This window comes from Mesorhizobium sp. M0898 (genome assembly GCF_040319695.1).
Taxonomy (GTDB): domain Bacteria; phylum Pseudomonadota; class Alphaproteobacteria; order Rhizobiales; family Rhizobiaceae; genus Mesorhizobium.
Window position 1 is genome coordinate 33930 of sequence record NZ_JAMYOE010000038.1, and the last position, 20310, is coordinate 54239.

The following is a 20310-nucleotide window of genomic DNA, read 5'->3' on the forward strand; positions in this document are numbered from 1 at the left end:
GCGGATCTATTGCATCTCAGGCAGCATGCAATCTTGGAACGGCGCTGACGTCGACCTCGCGCTCCGCATGCCAGGCATCATAGGCAGCCTGCATCCTGAGCCAGATCGCGGCGCCGTCGCCGAACATCTTTCCAAGACGGGCAGCGACAGCCGGCGACACCGGCTTCTTTTCGCGGATGATGTCATAAAGCTGCTGGCGCGAGATTCCGAGCAGATTGGCGATCTCCACCTTGGTCTTTCCGGTTGCCGGGATAATGTCGTCAAGCAGCGCTCCAGGGTGGGATGGGCAGCGCTCCATCGGACGCATCGGCTCATAAGAGGTCATGGGCTGGTTGTCCTTTCGCTTGGGGCGCCACGTACCCATAATGATATTGTTCGAAATCTACCCGGGTTGCCAGACCTCCCGAAAACCTGGCGGAGTTGTGGCACAGCGCCACCCACTATCCCATCGCATGACGAATGGTCTTGGACAGGCGGCTCAAAAATGCCGGCCTCGACGACGCATCAAGCTTCCACGACAGCACCGCGGTCGCCATTTTCCGCGGCAACACCCCGACCGACAGGAACCAGGCGGCAAGGATTGCACGCCGCCGCAGGGATGCGGTCATTTCGAGGCTGGCGACGGCGCCGGCCGCCCCGAGCGCCAGCCGGGAATCGTCGGCCACGGGATGTCGGTCTCTGTCCGTGCAAAGCGACGCCAGCCGCTCTTCCAGGTGGACCGGATCGTGGCGGACAGCATCCGACGGCACGATGGTCAGGCCGATCCCGGTGGCCTGGTCCGACAGCGCCTGCATGCGGCGGAAATCGTGAGTTACCCGCCAGCGTGCCCGCTCGGCGAGCTTTTCACCGAAGACTGAATGGTTGGCGCCATGGATCCGGTAGGCGCCGAGGCATTCGTCGATCGATTGGACATGCCCGTACATCGGCGCCAGCGTTGCCAGATAGCCGTCGGCGCCCTGGCGGAACTCCGGCTCCGGTATCGGCATGATCGATTCGAGCGTTGCGCGGTCAAAGGCCAGCCCGCTGGTCACGGTCGTCTGATAGCGGCCCTTGTGCAGGAGTTTCGGCATGACGTCGCCGCTGTCGAAAGCCAGTTCGGGCGGCGGAAAGACATCCTTGATGCGTTGCCCTTCGTCAACGATATGCAGTCTGGACTGGACCTGGGCGGTTGCCTCGTCCCAGGTCTCGACGATGGTGGAGACGGCGGTCGGATAGAGATAATCGTCGGCGTCGAGGAACAGGACGATCTTGCCCGAGCTCGCAGCGAAGCCGGTGTTGAACGCCGCCGCGTGTCCGCCATTTTGCGCTCGCGGGCATGCGAGGATCTCGTCGCGATAGGATTCCATGATTGTCGTGGAATTGTCCTGCGATGCATCGTCGACGACGATGACTTCGACATCCGCGTAGTCCTGCTCGAGGGCGCTGTCGATGCAGCGTTTGAGGAACCGCGCATAGTTGTAGTTCGGGATGATGATGGATACCGGAATGACAGGCTGCATCGCGTTTGACCTCGCAGTTGCTTTGGTTCGGCAAAGGCCCGCTAAGTGGGCCCGCCCCCTCTTCAAGCGCCCCTCTTGGCGCAACGAGTTCCCTGGGAGAAAGCCTGCGCTTCCCACGAGGAGACGGGTCACGTTTCGCGTTGCGACTTCGTACTGAGGCCGCCATTGCCTTCGAGGCTGCTGCCATGGTCAGGGTCGGCGGCAGCAAAAGCTCCAACGTTCGGCCAAGGTGGGTCGCAACCGAGCCCGACGGAAATGTCTCGCCTCGCGATCAGGTCGGGAGCGAAGCGGACGGTGCCATGAAGGCACGGCGGATACTGGCCTGCAAATGCGGCTGGAACAAGCCCCGCGTCGAAAATAGCGCCACTTCAGGTTGCGTTTCAGGCGGCATGCCGCGACCGCCGCCGCTGTTGCCCCGAAGCCGGCGAACCGCCTCCGGGGCCTTGTGGTCATGTGGCCTGGACGGTCAGGCGGCCTGCAAACCCGGCAGCGACAGGTCGACTTCCTCCGGCAAGTCGCCGGCCATGGCGGCGGCAAACTTCGTCTGGTCGAGTTCTCCCTCCCAGCGTGCCACCACGACCGTCGCCACCGCATTGCCGATAAAGTTGGTCAACGCTCGGCATTCCGACATGAAGCGGTCGACGCCGAGGATCAGCGCCATGCCGGCGACCGGCACGGTGGGGACGACCGAAAGCGTTGCCGCCAGCGTGATGAAGCCGGCGCCGGTGATGCCGGCGGCACCCTTGGAGCTCAGCATGGCGACAGCGAGCAGCAGAATCTGGTCGCCGTAGGTGAGTGGCGTGTCGGTCGCCTGCGCGATGAACAGCGCCGCCAGCGTCATGTAGATGTTGGTGCCGTCGAGGTTGAAGGAATAGCCGGTCGGGATGACCAGACCGACCACCGAGCGGTTGCAGCCGGCGCGCTCCATCTTGGCCATGAGGCCCGGCAATGCCGCTTCCGAGGACGAGGTGCCGAGCACCAGCAGCAGCTCTTCCTTGATGTAGCGGATCAGCGCCAGGATCGAGAAGCCGTTGTAGCGGGCGACAGCGCCGAGCACCACCAGCACGAACAGCAGCGCGGTCAGGTAGAACGTGCCGATCAGCATGGCGAGGTTGGCGATCGAGCCGATGCCGTATTTGCCGATCGTGAAGGCCATGGCGCCAAACGCGCCGATCGGTGCGGCCTTCATCAGGATGGCGACGAGGCGGAAGATCGGCGTGGTCAGCGCCTGCAGGAAATCGACGACCGGACGGCCGCGATCGCCGACCAGCGCCAGGGCGACACCGAACAGCACCGAGAAGAACAGCACCTGCAGGATGTCGCCCTGCGCGAAGGCGCCGGTGATGGTGTCGGGGATGATGTTCATCAGGAAGCCGACGATAGTAGTGTCGTGCGCCTTCTCGGCATAGGCCGCCACCTTGGCGGTATCGAGCGTCGCTGGATTGATGTGCATGCCGGCGCCGGGCTGGACGACATTGGAGACGACCAGGCCGACGACCAGCGCCAGCGTCGAGAACACCAGGAAATAGATCATCGCCTTGCCGGCGACGCGGCCGACCTTCTGCAGGTCGGAAACACCGGCGATACCGGTCGCCACGGTCAGGAAGATCACCGGCGCGATCACCATCTTCACCAGCTTGATGAAGGCGTCGCCGAACGGCTTCATCGCCTCGCCGGTTTCGGGATAGAAATGGCCGAGCAGCACGCCGGCGGCGATCGCCGCGAGCACCTGCACATAAAGATGCCGGTATAAGGGAAGTTTGCCGCGCGGCTCGGCGGCAGCGATTGCTGTCTGCATAACGTCCTCCATGGCGCCCCGATCGAAAGCTCGACTCCCCGGGGCAGTTGTTTTGAGACCAGCAGCCTCGCGACTGCTGAATTCGTGTTTGCAACAGTCGTGCCAGATACGCAGAAGAGCTTTTCATCATTGATTTTGTTGAGCATTCGCAAACGTCCGCTGTGCTGGACGCATGGATAGGTGCGAATCTCCGCATAGGTCGAATTGTGCTTTGTGCGAATTCATGCACAAATGGGCGATGCTGCAACGCCCCGCCGGTGCCTTGTCTTCGACGCCCGAGCAACTCGCCAGGCGGGCGCGCCGAGCCTGGCTGCTGTTTGCGGCCATCGCGCTTTTGATCGTCACGGCAGCGCTCTACGGCGCCGGCCTTTACGGCCGCACCGCCGAGGTCGGGACCCTGGCGGCGCAGGGGCGTACCGACGCCAATCTGAAGGTCGCGCTGCTGCGCGCGGTGCTCGAAAGCCCGCGCGCCCTGCCACTGCTTTTGTCCGCAGACCAGCAAGTGCGTGACGCGCTGTCGCAGAAAAATGCCGCGGCAATCGATGTGCTGAACCGCAAGCTCGAGGGGCTGGTCTCCGGCACCAAGGCGTCGGTACTCTATGTCGTCGGCACCGATGGACTGGCGGTCGCCTCCAGCAACTGGCGCGAGCCGATCAGCTTCGTCGGCAATGACTACCGTTTCCGCGACTATTTCTCCGGCGCGATGCAGGCCGGAACCGCCGAGTATTTTGCACTCGGCAATGTCAGCAAGCGCCCCGGCCTCTACATTTCGCGGCGCGTCGGCGACACAGACGCACCGCTCGGCGTCGTCGTCGTCAAGATGGAGTTCGACCAGCTCGAAGCCGACTGGCGCGAGGCGAACCGCCCGGCTTATGTCAGCGACGAGAATGGCGTCGTGCTGATCACCAGCGTGCCGTCCTGGCGTTTCATGACAACCGCACCGCTGGCCGCACCTAAGCAAGCCGCGATCCGCGACAGCCAACAGTTCGGCGACGCGCCGCTTGTGCCGTTGCCGATCATGCACGCGCAGGCGCTCAGCCCGGATGTGTCAATCGTCCACGCAGTAACGCCCGGCGGCAGCGACGCGGAGTATCTCAGCCTTTTCACGACGATTCCTTCGACCCCCTGGCGGCTCGACTATCTGATCCCGGCTGAAGCGCCGATCGCCGCCGCCGTCCGCGAAATGCGGCTTCTGGCGCTCGGCGTCGTCGTCCCGCTGCTCGGCCTTGCCGCGTATCTGTTGTGGCGCCGGCAGTCGGCGCAGATGCGGATTGCCGCCGAACAGGCGGCCCGCACCGAACTCGAACGCCGCGTCGTCGAACGGACCGAGGATTTGAGCCGCGCCCGCGACCGGCTGCAGGCCGAGATAACAGGCCACCGCAGCACGGAAGCCAAGCTCCAAATCGTGCAGCAGGATCTGGTCCAGGCCAACCGCCTCGCCATCCTCGGCCAGGTCGCTGCCGGCGTCGCCCATGAGATCAACCAGCCGGTCGCCACCATACGCGCCTATGCCGACAATGCCCGCACCTTCCTCGACCGCAAGCAGACCGGGCCGGCCGAGGAAAACCTCGGCGCTATCGCAGCCCTTACCGAACGCATCGGCTCAATCACCGAGGAGTTGAAGGCATTTGCCCGCAAGGGCCGCACCGCCGCCGAGCCTGTCGAATTACGTGGTGTCATCGAAGGCGCCGTCATGCTGTTGAGAAGCCGCTTTGCCGGCCGGCTCGACGCATTGGCCATCGACCTGCCGCCGCCGAGCCTCAAGGTCATGGGCAATCGGGTGCGGCTCGAACAGGTGCTGATCAACCTCTTCCAGAACGCGCTCGAAGCACTCGACGGCCGCGACGACGCTCGTGTGCAGGTGTCGGTCGACGAGACCGCGGACGGCGTGACGGTCGGCGTGTCCGATAACGGACCCGGCATTCCACCCGCGATCCTCAAATCGCTGTTCACGCCGTTCAACACCTCCAAGGAAAAAGGCCTTGGCCTTGGCCTCGTCATCTCGAAGGACATCGTCGCCGATTATGGCGGCCGCATCGAAGTTTCGAGCGACGACAGCGGCACCCGCTTCACCATTCATCTCCAGACAGCAGCGTAAGCCATCATGACGAACGACAATGCCGCGCCGGTGATCCTGATCGACGACGACCGCGATCTCCTCAAGGCCACCGCGCAAACGCTGGAGCTTGCCGGCTTCTCGGTCTCCGCCTTTGCGGTGGCGGCCGAGGCGCTGGCCGGGCTCGACGCCGGTTTTACCGGCGTCGTGGTGTCGGATATCCGCATGCCTCAGATCGACGGCTTGCAGCTTTTCAACCGCATCCTGCGGCTGGATGCCGACATTCCCGTCATCCTCGTCACCGGCCACGGCGACATCGCCATGGCCGTCAAGGCGATCAAGGACGGCGCCTACGACTTCATCACCAAGCCTTTCGCCGCCGACCGGCTGGTACAGAGCGTGCGCCGCGCAGCGGAAAAGCGCCGCCTGGTGATGGAGAACCGGGCCTTGCGCGAGGCGGCCGGAGAGGCGCAGGACGGCCTGCCGCTGATCGGCCAGACGCCGGCGATGGACAGGCTGCGCCGCACACTACGCCAGATCGCCGACACCGACGTCGACGTGCTGGTGACCGGCGAGACCGGCTCCGGCAAGGAGGTGGTGGCAAGCCTTCTGCATCGCTGGAGCCGCCGCGCCAAGGGCAATTTCGTCGCGCTGAATTGCGGCACGCTGCCGGAGACCGTCATCGAGAGCGAGTTGTTCGGCCACGAGGCCGGCGCCTTCACCGGTGCGCAGAAGAAACGGATCGGCCGCATCGAGCATGCCAGCGGCGGCACGCTGTTCCTCGACGAGATCGAAAGCATGCCGGTCTCGACACAGGTGCAGATGCTGCGCGTGCTGGAGATGCGCGAGGTCACCCCGCTCGGCACCAACGAGGTGCGCCCGGTCGACCTGCGCGTCGTCGCCGCCGCCAAGGTCGACCTCGCCGATCCGCGCCAGCGCGGCGCTTTCCGCGAGGACCTTTACTACCGGCTCAACGTGGTGACGATCTCGATCCCGCCGCTGCGCGAGCGCCGCGACGACGTCGCCCTGCTGTTCTTCTATTTCGCCGAGCGCGCCGCCGCCCGTTTCCACCGCCAGGTGCCGGCAGTGCCGGCTTCGGTGCATCGCCATCTGAGCGACCATGGCTGGCCGGGCAATGTGCGCGAACTGGCGCATTTCGCCGAGCGGTTCGTGCTTGGGTTGGAGGAAGGCGCCGAAGCACAACCCCCTGCCCCGACCCAATCGAACACCGCCATGAAGCTGCCGGAGCGGCTGGAGCGCTACGAGGCCGACATCATCCGCGAGACGCTTGGCCGCAACGAGGGCGACGTCAGGCGCACGATCGAGGCGCTGGGGATTCCGCGCAAGACTTTCTACGACAAGCTCCAGCGCCACGGCATCGTGCGCAGCGATTTTTCGAGGTAATCGTCGCCAGGGCTTGACCGGGCGGCCCGGTTACTTGGCGTCGTGGAAGAAGATGCCGACGGTGTGGCGCATGCCGGAACGGAGCCGGCTGACGCCGTGCCTGAGATTGACCCGGTAATTGCCTCGTGTGCCCTGGACCGGTCGATTGTGGACCGCGAAGGCGACTGCATCGCCCTGGCGCAGCGGCACCACTTCGGCGCGGCTTTGCATGCGCGGACGCTGCTCGGTCAGCACGAACTCGCCACCGGTGAAATCCTTGCCTGGTTCCGACAACAGGATCGCCACCTGCAGCGGGAAGGCAAGATCGCCGTAGAGATCCTGGTGCAGGCAGTTGAAGTCGCCGGGAACATATTGCAGCAGGAGCGGCGTCGGCCGCGTCTGGCCCTGCTCGTGGCATTGCTCGAGGAACGCGGCGTGTTCGTCGGGATAGCGCTGCGCGATACCCATGCGCTCGTTCCAGTCGTTGGCGACCGCAGCCAGGCGCGGATAGAGCGCGGTGCGCAAGCCGCCGATCAAGTCGGGCAAGGGATAACGGAAATAGCGGTACTCGCCCTTGCCGAAGCCATGCCGCGCCATATGGACATGGCTGCGGAAATGGCTCTCGTCCGAATAAAGTTCGGCAATCTGCCGGCACTCCTGCGGCGTCAGCAGCTTTTCCATCACCGCGCAGCCATAGCCGCTCAGCTCATCGGCCAGCGCCCGCCAATCATATCCGGCAACACGCAGCTCCGCCGATTTCACCGCCGCCTTCGCGCCTATCGAATCGATGGTCATGGCTTCGCCTCCTGTGGCTTCTCTGTCATTGAGATGGGTGAAACGGCGCGCGCGGACCACCCGTTTCTTGCCGGGTGAGCTCGTTAGCGATTGTCTCGGGGATTTCGTTGAATACAATGCAGCTGGGCTTGCCGCGACGGGGGGCGAATTGATCCGACGGGTTCGACAAAGGGACGGGGCAGTCCGGCAATTCCTCGTTTGCCTCGTCGTCATGCTGGTCTCGGCGCTCCCGGCCTTGCCCGCCAGCAGCGACTGCGTCAGCGACGATGAGGTCGATCCGGCGGTGCGGATTCCCGCCTGTACGCGCATGATCGAGGATGCGACAGAGCCCCTCGAAAACCGCGGTATTGCCTATTTCAAGCGCGGCAATGCCCTGACGGAACGAGGCGACTATGACCGCGCGATCGCCGACTACAGCGCGTTCATCGGCATCGCACCGACCGTCGCCAGCGGCTACTACAACCGGGGCATCAGCTGGGTCTTCAAGGGCGACTACGACAAGGGCATCGCCGATCTGGACAAGGCGATCAGCCTGGACCCGAAATATGGCCATGCCTACTACAACCGCGGCGTCGCCTGGACCTTCAAGGGCGAGAACGACCGGGCTTTGGCCGACTATGACAGGGCAATCAGCCTCAATCCGGGAGACGGCAGAAATTACCACAATCGCGGGCTGATCTGGTCACGCAAAGGAGACGACGACCGCGCGATAGCCGACTTCGACCGGGCCATCAGGCTCAACCCGAACGACGCCGGTTCCCTGAACGATCGAGCCGATGCGTTGACCAGCAAGGGCGATGAGGAGCGCGCGCTGGCCGACTATGACAAGGTGATCAGCCTCGATCCGAAAAACGCGCATGCCTACTACCGGCGCGGCAACGCCCGGCTGACGGGCGGCGATTTTGACGGCGCCATCACCGACTACAGCCAAGTGATCAGCCTCGATCCGAACGATGAGAGCATCTGGTACAACAGAGGGGTGGCCTGGTCAGGCAAGAGCGACAATGACCGCGCCATCGCCGACTACGACAAGGCAATCAGCCTCGATCCGAAAGACCCCAACGCGTACTTCAATCGAGGTATCGCCTGGGCTAGCAAGCGAGACAATGATCGCGCCATCGCCGACTACGACCAGGTAATCAAGCTCGACCCGAAACAAGCCCTCGCATATAATAATCGTGGCTTGGCCTGGGTGGCAAAGGGGAACGATATTCGCGCCTTCGCGGACTACAGTCGCGCAATCGATATCGACCCAACACTTGCCATCGCCTACAACAACCGAGGCTTTCTCTGGAACAAGCGAGGTGAGTCCGATCGGGCCATCGCCGAATACGACCGGGCGATTGGTCTCGATCCGAAAAATCCAAGAATTTACCACAACCGCGGCATTGCCTGGATGGGAAAGGCAGACGACGGTCGAGCCATTGCTGACTTCGACCAGGCGATCCTGCTCGATCCGAATTATCCGTACAGCTACTCAAACAGGGGTGTTCTTTATTTCTATTCCGGCTCGCTGGCGAAGGCGCAGGCTGACTTTGAAAAGGCGGCCGCTCTCGAGCCCGACTACGCCTATTTTGCCATATGGCTGGATATTGTTGAGCGACGCAACGGCGCGGCGAGCCATTTGCGGGAGGCAGCTTCCAAACTCGACATGACGAAGTGGCCGGCGCCCGTGGTTCGAATGCTGCTTGGCGAAAAGACGCCCACCGCGACATTGAACGACGCCGATGACTCGGATCCAACCAAGAAACACGGCAAGTTTTGCGAGATCGGTTTCTACAACGCGGAACTCAGCCGGCTCAAAGGGCAACGCGATCAGGCACTATCGCTTTACAGGCATACCATCAGCCATTGTCCAAAGAATTTTATCGAATACCGTGCCGCCAACGCTGCATTACGCGAGTTGGGTGTTTCGCCGTAACTCTGCCCGACGGATGTTCGTTTGCTAAGAAGACTGATCCGAACACGATAGAGGTGCATTCTGCCCCGACTGATCCAGGCCGGCCGGCGTCCATATGTCAGGAGCCTTCGCCAGCGCGATTCCGGTTTTCACTGGCCCGCGCTAGACTGGCAGCAACCGCAACCGGACTGCCCATAGCATGATTGTCCAGACCTGCATCAATGGCGCGCGCAGCGCCGATTTCCACCCCAACCTGCCGCTCGACGCGGAGGCCATGGCGCGCGATGGCGCCGCCTGCGTCGCCACCGGCGCGGCTGAGCTGCATGTCCATGTGCGCGGGCTGGACGGTCGCGAAAGCCTGGCTCCGGCGGCGATGGATCGGACGGTGCTGGCGCTCCGCCGCGCCTGCCCTGGAACGCTGATCGGCGTGTCGACCGGCGCCTGGATCGAGAATGACGACGAGCGGACGCTGGCCGCGATCGCCGCTTGGAGCGAGCTGCCCGACTATGCCTCGGTCAATCTCAGCGAAGACGCCGCGCCCGCTATCATGGAGCGTCTGCGCCAGCGCGGCATTGGCATCGAGGCGGGGCTTGCCTCCGTCGCCGACGCCGAACGCCTGGTGAGCCTCGATCATGGCAAACGCGTGCTGCGGATCCTGATCGAAATCTCCGAGCAGGAGCCGGACGCTGCGCTGGAGATCAGCGACGATATCGCCGCCGTGCTCGACGGCGCCGGAATGCGCCGGGCAATCCTGCTGCACGGCGCCGACGCCACGGTCTGGCCTTTCGTGCACCGGGCGGCGGAACGCCGTTGGTCGACGCGCGTCGGACTGGAAGACGGCAAGGAGCTCCCTGATGGAACAGTAGCATCTAGTAACGCTGCGCTGACAGCGGCAGCCGTCGCTATCTTCGAGTCCAGCCGTTAGCGCGGGAACGGCCAATCTCCTCTTCACTGGGGAGATGCCAAGTTCGGCAACGAGGCAGGCCAAAGTCGGCCGAGCGTAAGTGTGGCGGCACGCTATATCAATAAAACTTTATCTAAAACTTTGCGTATTAATTAAACCAACAATTAATCAGCACATAAATGATCCCGTATGTTAATGTTCTCCTGCACCGGGGACCATTTTTTGATGAACATCATTCCAGAGAATGATCACGCTGCGCCGCGTCGGGTTCAACAATATACATCGATACAGGTCTTGCGCGGCCTAGCTGCTCTCATGGTTGTTGTCTATCATCTTCCGGCCGCACTGGGCATGCTCGATCTGTCTATTCCCATTCTAAACAGCGGCGTCGACCTGTTTTTCGTCATCAGCGGTTTTGTCATGGTTCTCTCGACGGAGAACAGACGTCGTGACCACCGTGCTTTTTTGATGCAGCGGTTCACACGCGTCGTACCGTTCTATTGGGTTATGACCTTCCTCATGGTCGCCGCACTTTGGTTGTTTGCCGGTCGTGCAGTGTCTCTTGAGCAGACCACCAATAGCCTGCTTTTCATACCCTATCTCGATACGGTCACAGGCTATGTCCAACCGGTGCTTGGCGTGGGTTGGACGCTCAATCTGGAAATCCTGTTTTACATTCTGTTCGCGGCGACGATGCGTTTCGGCACGCTGACGCAAATGGCCGCGGTCGGCGTTGTCTTTGCAATCGCCGTTGCTGCACGCATCATCTTCAAACCCGCCGCCGACACTGTGCTGTTTTTCTACACCACGCCAATCCTGTTTGAGTTCCTTGCCGGCATGGCGCTCGGCCACCTGGTCGGCAGACTGGCGCGTTTGCCTACCGTCCTGGGTGTCTCGGCGCTCGTGTTCGCCATCGTGTCCATGCTGGTGATGGTACTTGGCTTCAACTTGCCGCGAACCCTTGCTCAGGGAATCCCGGCCTTGATCCTTGTCGCCGGTTGCATCAGCCTGGAAAGCTACTTCCGGCTTTTTGCTCTTCGCCTGCTGGCAAGGTTGGGCGATGCCTCCTACTCTCTCTATCTGACGCATCCTATCGTGCTGCTTGCGACCGCTCCTGTCGTTGCAAGCGTCAGCGTATCACCATGGCTTGCTGGCATGGTTATTGTCACCGCCTGCATTGCCGTCTCCCTGGCCAGCTACAGTTTTGTTGAAAAGCCGATTTTGGCCATTTCGCGGATGAGCCTTTCCGCCCGTCACGTGAAGGCATGAGTTGCGGCTGCGCTCCGCGGAACCACGGTGTCCCGCCAATCTTAGACCGGCGGCGCTGAACCTTCAAAAGATCCGGAAACAAAAACCCGCCTCGGGAGGACGGGTCGTTGGAGCCAAATTGGCACCATACCCAAATTAGTAGCATAGCTGCCGGCACAAAGCAAGAACAAAATGTGGCGACATCGACGAAACTGCCGATAGGCGCAGCGGCACGGCGGATGACATGGCTCTTGCCGTTGTTAAAAATCTCTCATAAGGTATTTTCATATCAGAAAGAAAATACGATCATTTCTTTCCCTTTATGAAAGCCTGAGCGTTTGCGGGAACATCTCGATCAGACCGACCGGCGACTGGTCAAGCTGCTGTCGCAAGATGCGCAGCTTGGCGTCAACCGCCTCGCTGAGAAGATGGCGATCTCGGTGCCGACGGTGCGCATGCGGCTGCGCAACCTGCTCGACCGCAACCTGCTCAAGATCGTCGGGCTGCTCAACCTGACCGAACGCCCTGAGCTGATCTCGGCCATCGTCGGCATCAATGCGCAGGGACGCGGCCGCGCCCGGGAACTGGCGCAGCGCATCTCCGAACTGCCTTTCGTGAACTCGGCCGCCGTCGTCACCGGGCGCTTCGACATCATCGTCGACGTGACCGTGGCCGGTGATGTCGCCGATCTCTACCGCGTCACCAGCGAGCTGATCCCCGGCGCCGGCGAGCCGGGCGAAGTCGTGCGCAGCGAGACCTTCGTCGTCATGGCGTCCTGCAACAAATGGGTCAGCCTGCCGGAAGGCTGCTGGTCGGACGAGACGCGGAAGGAAATGGCATGAAGATCGCGGTTCTCGGCGGCCTCGGCCTGCAAGGCCGGGCGGCGATCGCCGACCTCGTTGCCAGCGACGGTGTCGAGCAAGTGGTCTGTGTCGACACCGCAACCGACGGCGCTGCGCGGCTTAGCGGCCTGACCGACCTTGCCCGGGTGCGTTTCGTCGTGCCGGAGGGCGCGATCGGTCCGGCGCTGGCCGAGGTGATGAAGGACGTCGATGCGGTCATCGACCTGTTGCCGCAGCCGCTGATGCGCGAGGCGGCGCAGGCGGCGATCGCGACGCGCACGCCGTTGGTCACCACCAATTACGGCAAGGCCATCGCCGATCTCGCTCCCGAGGCCGAAAAGGCCGGCGTGTCGATCGTGACCGAATGCGGGCTCGACCCCGGCATCGACCTGGTGCTCTACGCGCGCGCCGCCAGCCAGTTCGACGCCATCACCGCGATCGATTCCTACTGCGGCGGCATTCCCGAGCCGAAGGCGGTGGTCGAGCCGCTGCGCTACAAGGTGAGCTGGAATTTCGACATGGTTCTGGTCAGCCAGAACCGCGACAGCGTGCTGGTCGAGGACGGTAAACGGGTCGATGTGCCGGCCGCCCGCCAGCACGACAATCGTTTCATCCACGAGATCGAGGTGGCGGGACTGGGCAGGCTCGAAGCCTTCCCCAATGGCGACGCGCCGCATTATGCCGGCATGCTCGCCGCCGCCAAGGGGCTGCAGCGCTCCGGCCGCTATTCGCTTCGCTGGCCCGGCTGGTCGGCGTTCTGGGCGCCGCTGAAGCAGCTCGGCTTCCTGTCCGAGGACAAGGTGCAAAGCACCGGTGCCAGCCCACGCGAATTCCTCGGCCGGCTGCTTGGCCCGCAACTGCAATATGGCGCCGACGAAAAGGACCTTTGCGTGATGCGCAACGTCTTTGTCGGCAGCGAAGGCGACCGCCGCAAGACGGTGACCTCGGAGCTGGTCATCGAACGCGACCTCGCCTCGGGCCTATTCGGCATGAGCCTCGGCGTCGGCTATCCCGCCAGCATTGTGGCGCAGATGCTGGCACGGCGCGAGATCGCCGCGCCCGGCCTGCTCAATCCGCTGCTGCATGTTCCCGATGGCCGCTTCCTCGATGAGCTGGCCAAGCGCGGCATCAAGGTTGCCGAAACGGTGAGCTGGGACTGAAGGATTTTCGAACGGTGGTCGCCGCCGGCAACGGCGCTGCCGCTCAAAAAGCACCTCGATGGGGTGAAACAACAAGTGGAACAACAAACGACAACAAGGAGGAATGCCCAAATGAAGATTGCCAAGCTTTTCATCGCCGGCCTTGCGCTCGCTGGCCTTACCGCTGCCGCCAGTGCGGGAACGCTCGACGAGATCACCAAGCGCGGAGAGTTGCGCGTCGCCGTGCAGACGCAAGGACCGCCCTTCTCGCTGGTGGGTGCTGCCGGCGAACGCACCGGCAGTTCGGTCGAACTCGCCGAACTGATGGCCAAGGAAATGGGCGTCAAGATCACCTTCCTCGACTTCGACTGGGACGGCCTGATCCCGGCGCTGCTGTCGGGCAAGGCCGATCTTCTGGTCGCCGACATGACCCCGACACTGGCGCGTGGCATGAAGGTCGCCTTCACCAAGCCTTACATGTACACCGGCAGCACAGTCTTCACCAAGGCTGGGACCGCCTTCAAGTCCACCGAGGACTGCAAGGCCAAGGGCACCAAGATCGCCGTGCTGCTCGGCGCCACCGGCGAGAAGGAAGCCAAGGCCGCCTTCCCCGACGCCGATATCAAGAGCTACAAGGGCGGCGGCCCGCTGCTGCTCGACGCCGTCAACAACGGCCAGGCCGATTGCGGCGTCAACGACGTCTCGGCGGTCAAGGGCCAGTCGACCGCTTACCCCGCCGACAGCTTCATCATCATGCCGGACATGCTGTCGAAGGAGCCGCTGGCCTTCGCCACACGCTATGACGAGCAGGACCTGCTGGTCTGGATGAACCTGTTCCTCGACCAGGTCAGCCTCGACGGCCGCCTGCAGAAGAACCTCGATTACTGGGTCAATTCCGACGCCTGGAAGAAGGATCACTAAGCGGCAATAGAATTTCGGGCGGTTTCGCGCGCGTTCACGAAACCGTCCGAAGTCGCTTGTCCGCTAGAGGAACCCCGCCCCACCATGCTCGAAAACTTCAGCTTCCGCACCATCGTCGAATATCTGCCCCTGTTCGGGCAGGGCCTCGTCACGACCGTGTGGCTGTCTGTCCTCTCCTTTGCCGGCGCGCTCGCCGTCGGCATCGTGCTCGCCGCCATGAACTTGCAGCGCGGCCGGCTGTTCCGCGTCCCGGCCAAGGCCTATATCGACGCGGTGCGCGCCACGCCGCTGCTGGCGCAGCTTTATTTCCTCTATTTCGGCCTGCCGCGGCTCGGCTTCGTCCTGCCCGAGTTCGTCGTCGGCATCTTGGCCCTGTCGCTGAACAGCGGCGCCTATGTCGCCGAGATCATCCGCGCCGGCATCCTGTCGATCCCGCGCGGCCAAGTGGAGGCCGGCGTCGCCTCGGGCATGACCTATGTCCAGCGCATGCGCCTCGTCATCCTGCCGCAGGCGTTCAAGGTGACGATCCCGCCGCTGCTCGGCCAGGCGATCGTGCTGGTCAAGGATTCCGCCCTGTTGTCGCTGATCTCGGTTGCCGAGCTGACGCGCGCCGGACAATTGCTCGCCTCCGACCGCTTCATGCCGGCGGAAGGTTTCATCACCATCGCCGCCTTCTACCTCCTGCTCTATTACGGGCTGAAGGGGCTGGCGGCGCTCTCCGGGCGCTGGCTCGGCCTGGCGGGGGCACGGACATGATCTGGCAGCAGCTGCAAAGCATCGCCGGCAGCTATCCCCTCGCCTTGCGCGGCCTCGGCATGACCGTGGTGCTGTCGCTGATCAGCCTGGTGCTGGGCACGCTGCTCGGCTTCGGCCTCGGCATCCTGCGCACCGGCGGCAACCGGCTGATCAGCGGCGCGATCGGCGCCTGGGTCGACCTGATCCGCGGCACGCCGTTCCTGGTGCAGATCTTCCTGATCTTCTTCATCCTGCCGGAACTCGGCATCGAGCTCGACGCCTTCACCGCCGGCATCATCGCGCTGACCAACCTGGCCGCCTGCTTCATCTGCGAGATCGTCGTCGCCGGCATCCGCTCGGTCCCGACCGGCCAGGTCGAGGCAGCACTTGCGTCCGGCCTGTCGCGCTGGCAGCGAATGCGCCAGGTAGTGCTGCCGCAGGCGATGCGCATCGTGCTGCCGCCGCTGGTCGGGCAATATGTGCTACTGATCAAGGATTCCTCGGTCGTCTCGGCCATCGGCCTCACCGACCTCACCCGCGTCGGCTGGCTGGTGGTGCAGCGTGTACCCAATGGGCTGCTGGTCTTCTTCCTGGTCGGGCTCGGTTACTTCATCGTCTGTTACCCCCTGATCATGCTGGCCCGCCGGCTGGAGCAACGCATGGGCGCGGCGCATGGCGAGGTGCAGTTGTGACATCGAACCTCAAGGGTCCGGCAATATGACCAAAACCGGCATGATCGAATTTCGCGGCGTCAACAAATGGTTCGGCACGCTCAACGTGCTGAAGGACATCAAGCTCAGCGTCGAGCCGCGCGAAGTGGTCGTCGTCTGCGGCCCGAGCGGCTCGGGCAAGAGCACCCTGATCCGCTGCATCAATGGGCTGGAGACGATCCGCGACGGCGACCTGACGGTCGACGGCCAGCGCCTCGGCGACCCCGCCACCAACATGACGCGGCTGCGCACCGAGATCGGCTTCGTCTTCCAGTCGTTCAACCTCTACCCGCACAAGACGGCGCTCGAGAACGTCACCCTAGCGCCGATCCATGTCCGCAAGATCCCGCGCGCTGAAGCCGAGAAGGCCGGGCGCGAATTGCTCGCCAAGGTCGGCCTCGCCGACAAGGTGAACGCCTATCCGGCGCAGCTGTCTGGTGGCCAGCAGCAGCGCGTGGCGATCGCGCGCTGCCTCGGCATGCGCCCCAAGATCATGCTGTTCGACGAGCCGACCTCGGCGCTCGACCCCGAGATGATCTCGGAAGTGCTCGACGTCATGGTCGCGGTGGCCGAGGAAGGCATGACCATGATGGTGGTGACGCACGAGATGGGCTTTGCCCGCAAGGTCGCCCAGCGCGTCGTGTTCATGGACGCCGGCGCCATCGTCGAGAGCGGCACGCCGGATGAGTTCTTCTCCAACCCGAAGACCGACCGCAGCCGCGCTTTTCTGAGCAAGATCCTGCGGCATTGACAGCAGCGACAATACGCACCGAACCTGCCGTCGCCTTTGCGCCGAGGTTGCGCTCGAGCCTACAATGAATCATCCGCAGCGGCGCACTATGGCGACACACCGAGCGCGCGCAGTGCATTGCCTGCTGCGACATATTCGATGAAGTCGTGGGGGCAGTCGCGTTCCGCAAGCCGGTACCGCCGCAAGGCTTCATCGTCACGGCCGTCGAGCCGGTAAAAACTCCGCGACATAGAGATTGGCCTCGCATAGATTTTCGCGTTTCTTGGCCGGGACCGGGACGGGATCGTCGGCTGCGGCCAACGCTGCTTCGGGCGTCTGTTCGCCAAGAAACATGCGAAACCAGCGGCGCCGGCCAACTTCACGGCCGCGGCCAAGACACTTCGGGTCTCGCCGTCGGCGATCAGCAAGATGATCAGGCAACTGGAAGCGCGGCTTAGCGCGACCCTTCTGACGCGGACCACGAGGGCGACGAGCCTGACTGAAGCCGGCGAGAGGTTTTGAGCCAGGCAGGACCGGCGCTGGAGCTCATCCTTGCCGCAATGAGGGATGCGGGAAGCTTTGCCGAAAAGCCTGCCGGCCGGTTGCGGTTGAATGTCCCGCAGATGATCTATCCGAACTTCCTCAAAGTACCAGAAACTTAGGCAATGATACTTTCCAAATCCCTGCCCCGGAGCGCCGATCTGGTTCCTTTCGTGGCTCCTGCGGACGTGGCCGCGCTGTTCGCGACCAAATCTTGCGCCGGGTTAACGTCCGCTCTGGGCCTAAGATCTGCCGAAGCGTTCAGCCGACCAAGCGGCAGCAATGGGTGGCGAGCCGACGCTCCACGCGAACGCATGGAATGGCCGGCTTGCTGGGCTAGCCGGACGTTGAATGTGGATCAATTCGGGCTGAAAAGAAGCACAGTTCTGGCTCCATGACGCCGGCAGAGCCGATGGTGCCGCCAGCGCAATTCCTTTCTCTGCCCGTTTCGGACCGACGCTTCTCAGAACGCGAAATCCGCGGACTGAACGACATCGGCTGGGAGCCAGGTTTCATGAACTTGCAAGATCTCGGGCCCCCGGCTGTAGCCGCGATCGCGGATCACCATCGTCGTGACCCGGCCATTGTTCGGTTGATCAGAGTCCTTCGCGTCGCGTTGCCATTCGTGGTAGTTCACGACCGCCACGTCGGCGCTTTGATGGCTGATCCGGATGTCGCGTATTTTGATACGGAAGGCCGGATTCGATCCGTAGATGCTCTTCATGTAACCTGCGAAATCATTTTTCCCGAACGCCCTGCCGCCCGGCATGATGGCGACCAGATCGTCGCTGATCCGGTCGAGCGCGTTCTTCTTGAACGTCGCGTCGTCGCCAGGGCATCGGCCCGCCACCCAGTCGGTGAAGAATTCGTGGATGTCGTGGATCGTCGCCTCGATTTCCTTCGTTTGAAGGGACATTTTTTCCTCCTGTCTCAAGATGATGCTGGATTAGGCGCTTTACGCCGTGGCTTGCCCCGACCGGACGCTGCTTGAGGACAGCCCGTACCACGCGAGCCACAGGCACATGAGAAGCGAGGAAATCAGCCAGATCGGACCCCCGATGCGGATCCCGAGCTGCTCACCGAGTGTCCACCCGGTTGCTGAAAGGATACCGAACGCCGAGCCGACGATCGCGGCCCATCGGGGCAGTATCCCAACGTTGTCGCGGGCATCGTGATACGCGACAAGCGCTGTCGCCAAGGATAACGCCCAGAATCCGTTACCCATGCCGCCGGAAAACGCCCACCAGGTCATGAAGGCGTTGGTGTCACCCCGGTCGGCCGCGACCGCGACCACCGATGCCTCGGCGACTGCGGTGGAGAACGTGGTCAGAGCGCCGAGAGCCATCACCATCCAGGCAGAACTCAGCATCGGCGAACGCCGAACCCGGGGGTTGAGCGCCAGGTTCAGGAACGAAGCGCCGGCGATCAGGAACAGCGCCGCTGCCGCCGTCCAATGGACCGTAGCCCATCGCCCATGGCCCTCGGCGATATTCTGCATCTGAACAGACAAATCCGCGTCCGGTGGCCCGTGAAAGACGAGCGCAGCCGCCAGCAGCAGCGTTCCGGTGGCGAGCCAGACACCGCCCGGCCCGCTCATGCTGTTATTATTCGTTTGCATCGGGAAAACCTCCTGTGGCCTTTACCACGCCATGAAGTTTAGACCCGCGCCACGGTTGCCCGCTTCGGCGTAAATACCCACGCAGCGAGAAATTTTGGCTTGGGTAAGATTACCCAGATACGCCCATGCCGATCAGGCCGTGCTCGACCGCAAAGGCGGTGGCTGCCGTGCGCGTGCGCACGTTCAGCCGCGTCAGGAGATCGCTAACGTGACGGTCTACCGTCCGCTGGCTCAAACCGAGCTCGCCGGCAATTTGAGGAGGTGGCGGCAGGTTACTGATGTGACAGAAGTTCGTTTCGGGCTCAATCGAGCCGTTCATCGCGTCCGCCGCCGAGGACCGGGGGAAGGGTGGATGCTGCCATTCGTCTCGTCGATGGGAACGAGTAGGTAGCGCCAATATCGCGACATTCATGGCGCTTCTCAAAAGCGGCCCTTCGCGCAACGGCTCGAATCGACCCATTTCTGCCGTTCCGATATCGTGAAGAGTTTCGGGCGCCGGCAGGCGTACGAAAGTCCCCGAGGAAGGAACCCGCGGGCCACAGGCGATGGTTATGGGGATTTCGATTTGCGGCTGGTGTCGGCGATGGCGCGACCGCCGCTGGGAAGCGGCGGGTTTGATGCGGACGGACCGTTTCGCGTTTCAGCCACGCGGTATTGTCGGGTCGTCGCGCGGCCGGACGCGACCCGTTCGGCGTCGATAATCACCATGGACACGCGTGGGTCCGTTGCCGGAGGCTGAGTGCCTGCGGCTGAAGGCTGGAGCATGCCATGCCGGGTCATGGAGAGTTCTCCCGGTTCGTCGCCGTGGTGTCCGGCGGTCCGCGCGGCTGTCGCCACCGTTCGAACGTCTCGATGATGATCATGCTTCCGCCGCAGCACCGGCATGGCGGACGGAAGTCAGTCGGTTCTACCGAGTTGTCGTCCTCCGACGGCGCAGCGACGTTCAGCAGTTCGCGGGCGCGTGCGAGGCTGGTCTTGCGAGCAGAGCCGGCGAGCAGGCCGTAGTGCCGGATGCGGTGGAATCCCTTTGGCAACATGTGGAGCAGGAAGCGGCGGATGAACTCGTCGGTGGCGAGCGTCATGACCTGCTGCCGATCGGCGCCGTCGCGGCGGTAGTCCTTGTAGCGGAAGGTGACGCCGCTCTTGTCGAAGGCGATCAGCCGGCGGTTCGAGATCGCAACCCGGTGGGTATAGCGGGACAGATAGGCGAGCACCGCCTCCGGCCCGGCGAACGGCGCCTTGGCGTACACCACCCAGTGCTTCTTGCGGACCGGCGACAGGTGCCGCACGAATGCCTGCCGCGCGGACAGGTGCGCCATCGATCCGAAGAAGCTGAGCCGGCCCGCCTCGTGCAGCGCGACCAGCCGGGTGAGAAACAGGCGGCGGAACAGCTTGCCGAGTACGCGTACCGGGAGCAGGAAGGCCGGGCGCGACGATATCCACCGGCTTCCGTCCGGCGCGATGCCGCCGCCCGGCACGATCATGTGGACAT

General features: G+C 63.3%; 21 protein-coding genes. 12 read left to right on the forward strand and 9 right to left on the reverse strand.

What is annotated here, in order from left to right; all coding sequences use genetic code 11:
- Positions 1–16: 16 nt before the first annotated feature.
- From NKH90_RS27540 to NKH90_RS27550, 3 genes are all read right to left on the reverse strand, one after another.
- Positions 17–325, reverse strand: coding sequence for a HigA family addiction module antitoxin (locus NKH90_RS27540; RefSeq protein ID WP_352473755.1), 309 nt, complete (start codon positions 323–325; stop codon positions 17–19).
- Positions 326–440: 115 nt separating this feature from the next.
- Positions 441–1499 (reverse strand): glycosyltransferase family 2 protein, encoded by a 1059-nt coding sequence (locus NKH90_RS27545; protein WP_352473757.1) that lies wholly within the window; start codon positions 1497–1499, stop codon positions 441–443.
- A 466-nt stretch (positions 1500–1965) separates the two neighbouring features.
- Complete coding sequence (locus tag NKH90_RS27550) at positions 1966–3297, reverse strand: dicarboxylate/amino acid:cation symporter (RefSeq protein WP_031211944.1); 1332 nt, start codon at positions 3295–3297, stop codon at positions 1966–1968.
- Positions 3298–3535: 238 nt separating this feature from the next.
- Here NKH90_RS27550 and NKH90_RS27555 point away from each other — a divergent pair, with 238 nt between their 5' ends.
- Positions 3536–5395 (forward strand): sensor histidine kinase, encoded by a 1860-nt coding sequence (locus tag NKH90_RS27555; RefSeq protein ID WP_352473758.1) that lies wholly within the window; start codon positions 3536–3538, stop codon positions 5393–5395.
- A gap of 6 nt (positions 5396–5401) precedes the next feature.
- Positions 5402–6757 (forward strand): sigma-54-dependent transcriptional regulator, encoded by a 1356-nt coding sequence (locus NKH90_RS27560; protein WP_352822178.1) that lies wholly within the window; start codon positions 5402–5404, stop codon positions 6755–6757.
- A gap of 30 nt (positions 6758–6787) precedes the next feature.
- Here the strand turns inward: NKH90_RS27560 and NKH90_RS27565 are convergent, their stop codons facing one another.
- The gene (locus tag NKH90_RS27565) at positions 6788–7531 is read right to left on the reverse strand and encodes a 2OG-Fe(II) oxygenase (protein WP_352822181.1); all 744 of its coding nucleotides are present in this window, start codon (positions 7529–7531) and stop codon (positions 6788–6790) included.
- A 211-nt stretch (positions 7532–7742) separates the two neighbouring features.
- Between NKH90_RS27565 and NKH90_RS27570 the strand changes: the two genes are divergently transcribed.
- The 9 genes from NKH90_RS27570 to NKH90_RS27610 all read left to right on the forward strand — a co-directional run bounded on the left by NKH90_RS27570 (position 7743) and on the right by NKH90_RS27610 (position 16681).
- Positions 7743–9452, forward strand: coding sequence for a tetratricopeptide repeat protein (locus tag NKH90_RS27570; protein ID WP_352822183.1), 1710 nt, complete (start codon positions 7743–7745; stop codon positions 9450–9452).
- Positions 9453–9630: 178 nt separating this feature from the next.
- Positions 9631–10356, forward strand: coding sequence for a 3-keto-5-aminohexanoate cleavage protein (locus NKH90_RS27575; protein WP_352541228.1), 726 nt, complete (start codon positions 9631–9633; stop codon positions 10354–10356).
- 204 nt (positions 10357–10560) lie between these two features.
- The gene (locus NKH90_RS27580; RefSeq protein ID WP_352822186.1) at positions 10561–11604 is read left to right on the forward strand and encodes an acyltransferase family protein; all 1044 of its coding nucleotides are present in this window, start codon (positions 10561–10563) and stop codon (positions 11602–11604) included.
- Between the two features lie 317 nt (positions 11605–11921).
- The gene (locus tag NKH90_RS27585) at positions 11922–12425 is read left to right on the forward strand and encodes an Lrp/AsnC family transcriptional regulator (RefSeq protein WP_023677254.1); all 504 of its coding nucleotides are present in this window, start codon (positions 11922–11924) and stop codon (positions 12423–12425) included.
- Positions 12422–13585: a saccharopine dehydrogenase family protein gene (locus NKH90_RS27590; RefSeq protein WP_352822188.1), complete on the forward strand. Its 1164-nt coding sequence runs from the start codon at positions 12422–12424 to the stop codon at positions 13583–13585. The genes NKH90_RS27585 and NKH90_RS27590 overlap by 4 nt, the downstream gene beginning before the upstream one ends.
- Before the next feature lie 111 nt (positions 13586–13696).
- A complete protein-coding gene (locus NKH90_RS27595; protein ID WP_352569105.1) occupies positions 13697–14485 on the forward strand; it encodes an ABC transporter substrate-binding protein in 789 nt (262 codons plus the stop codon).
- 84 nt (positions 14486–14569) lie between these two features.
- On the forward strand, positions 14570–15241 hold the full coding sequence (locus NKH90_RS27600) for an amino acid ABC transporter permease (protein ID WP_352451492.1): 672 nt from the start codon (positions 14570–14572) through the stop codon (positions 15239–15241).
- Positions 15238–15912 carry an amino acid ABC transporter permease gene (locus tag NKH90_RS27605; RefSeq protein ID WP_023677250.1) on the forward strand — a complete coding sequence of 225 codons (675 nt, stop codon included), beginning with the start codon at positions 15238–15240 and terminating at the stop codon, positions 15910–15912. The genes NKH90_RS27600 and NKH90_RS27605 overlap by 4 nt, the downstream gene beginning before the upstream one ends.
- 25 nt (positions 15913–15937) lie before the next feature.
- Positions 15938–16681 carry an amino acid ABC transporter ATP-binding protein gene (locus tag NKH90_RS27610; protein WP_352473770.1) on the forward strand — a complete coding sequence of 248 codons (744 nt, stop codon included), beginning with the start codon at positions 15938–15940 and terminating at the stop codon, positions 16679–16681.
- An 86-nt stretch (positions 16682–16767) separates the two neighbouring features.
- Here the strand turns inward: NKH90_RS27610 and NKH90_RS27615 are convergent, their stop codons facing one another.
- Positions 16768–16911, reverse strand: coding sequence for a hypothetical protein (locus tag NKH90_RS27615; protein WP_352685236.1), 144 nt, complete (start codon positions 16909–16911; stop codon positions 16768–16770).
- Positions 16912–17089: 178 nt separating this feature from the next.
- Between NKH90_RS27615 and NKH90_RS27620 the strand changes: the two genes are divergently transcribed.
- Positions 17090–17182 (forward strand): LysR family transcriptional regulator, encoded by a 93-nt coding sequence (locus NKH90_RS27620; RefSeq protein WP_352473773.1) that lies wholly within the window; start codon positions 17090–17092, stop codon positions 17180–17182.
- Positions 17183–17663: 481 nt separating this feature from the next.
- On the opposite strand, the gene NKH90_RS27625 is transcribed toward NKH90_RS27620, so the two are convergent.
- From NKH90_RS27625 to NKH90_RS27640, 4 genes are all read right to left on the reverse strand, one after another.
- Positions 17664–18116: a nuclear transport factor 2 family protein gene (locus tag NKH90_RS27625; protein ID WP_352822192.1), complete on the reverse strand. Its 453-nt coding sequence runs from the start codon at positions 18114–18116 to the stop codon at positions 17664–17666.
- Between the two features lie 39 nt (positions 18117–18155).
- A complete protein-coding gene (locus tag NKH90_RS27630; RefSeq protein WP_352822195.1) occupies positions 18156–18797 on the reverse strand; it encodes a hypothetical protein in 642 nt (213 codons plus the stop codon).
- Between the two features lie 130 nt (positions 18798–18927).
- The gene (locus tag NKH90_RS27635; protein ID WP_352822197.1) at positions 18928–19278 is read right to left on the reverse strand and encodes a response regulator transcription factor; all 351 of its coding nucleotides are present in this window, start codon (positions 19276–19278) and stop codon (positions 18928–18930) included.
- Positions 19279–19594: 316 nt separating this feature from the next.
- Positions 19595–20310: IS91 family transposase (locus NKH90_RS27640; protein WP_352822200.1), on the reverse strand; the 716-nt coding region annotated here is incomplete at its 5' end.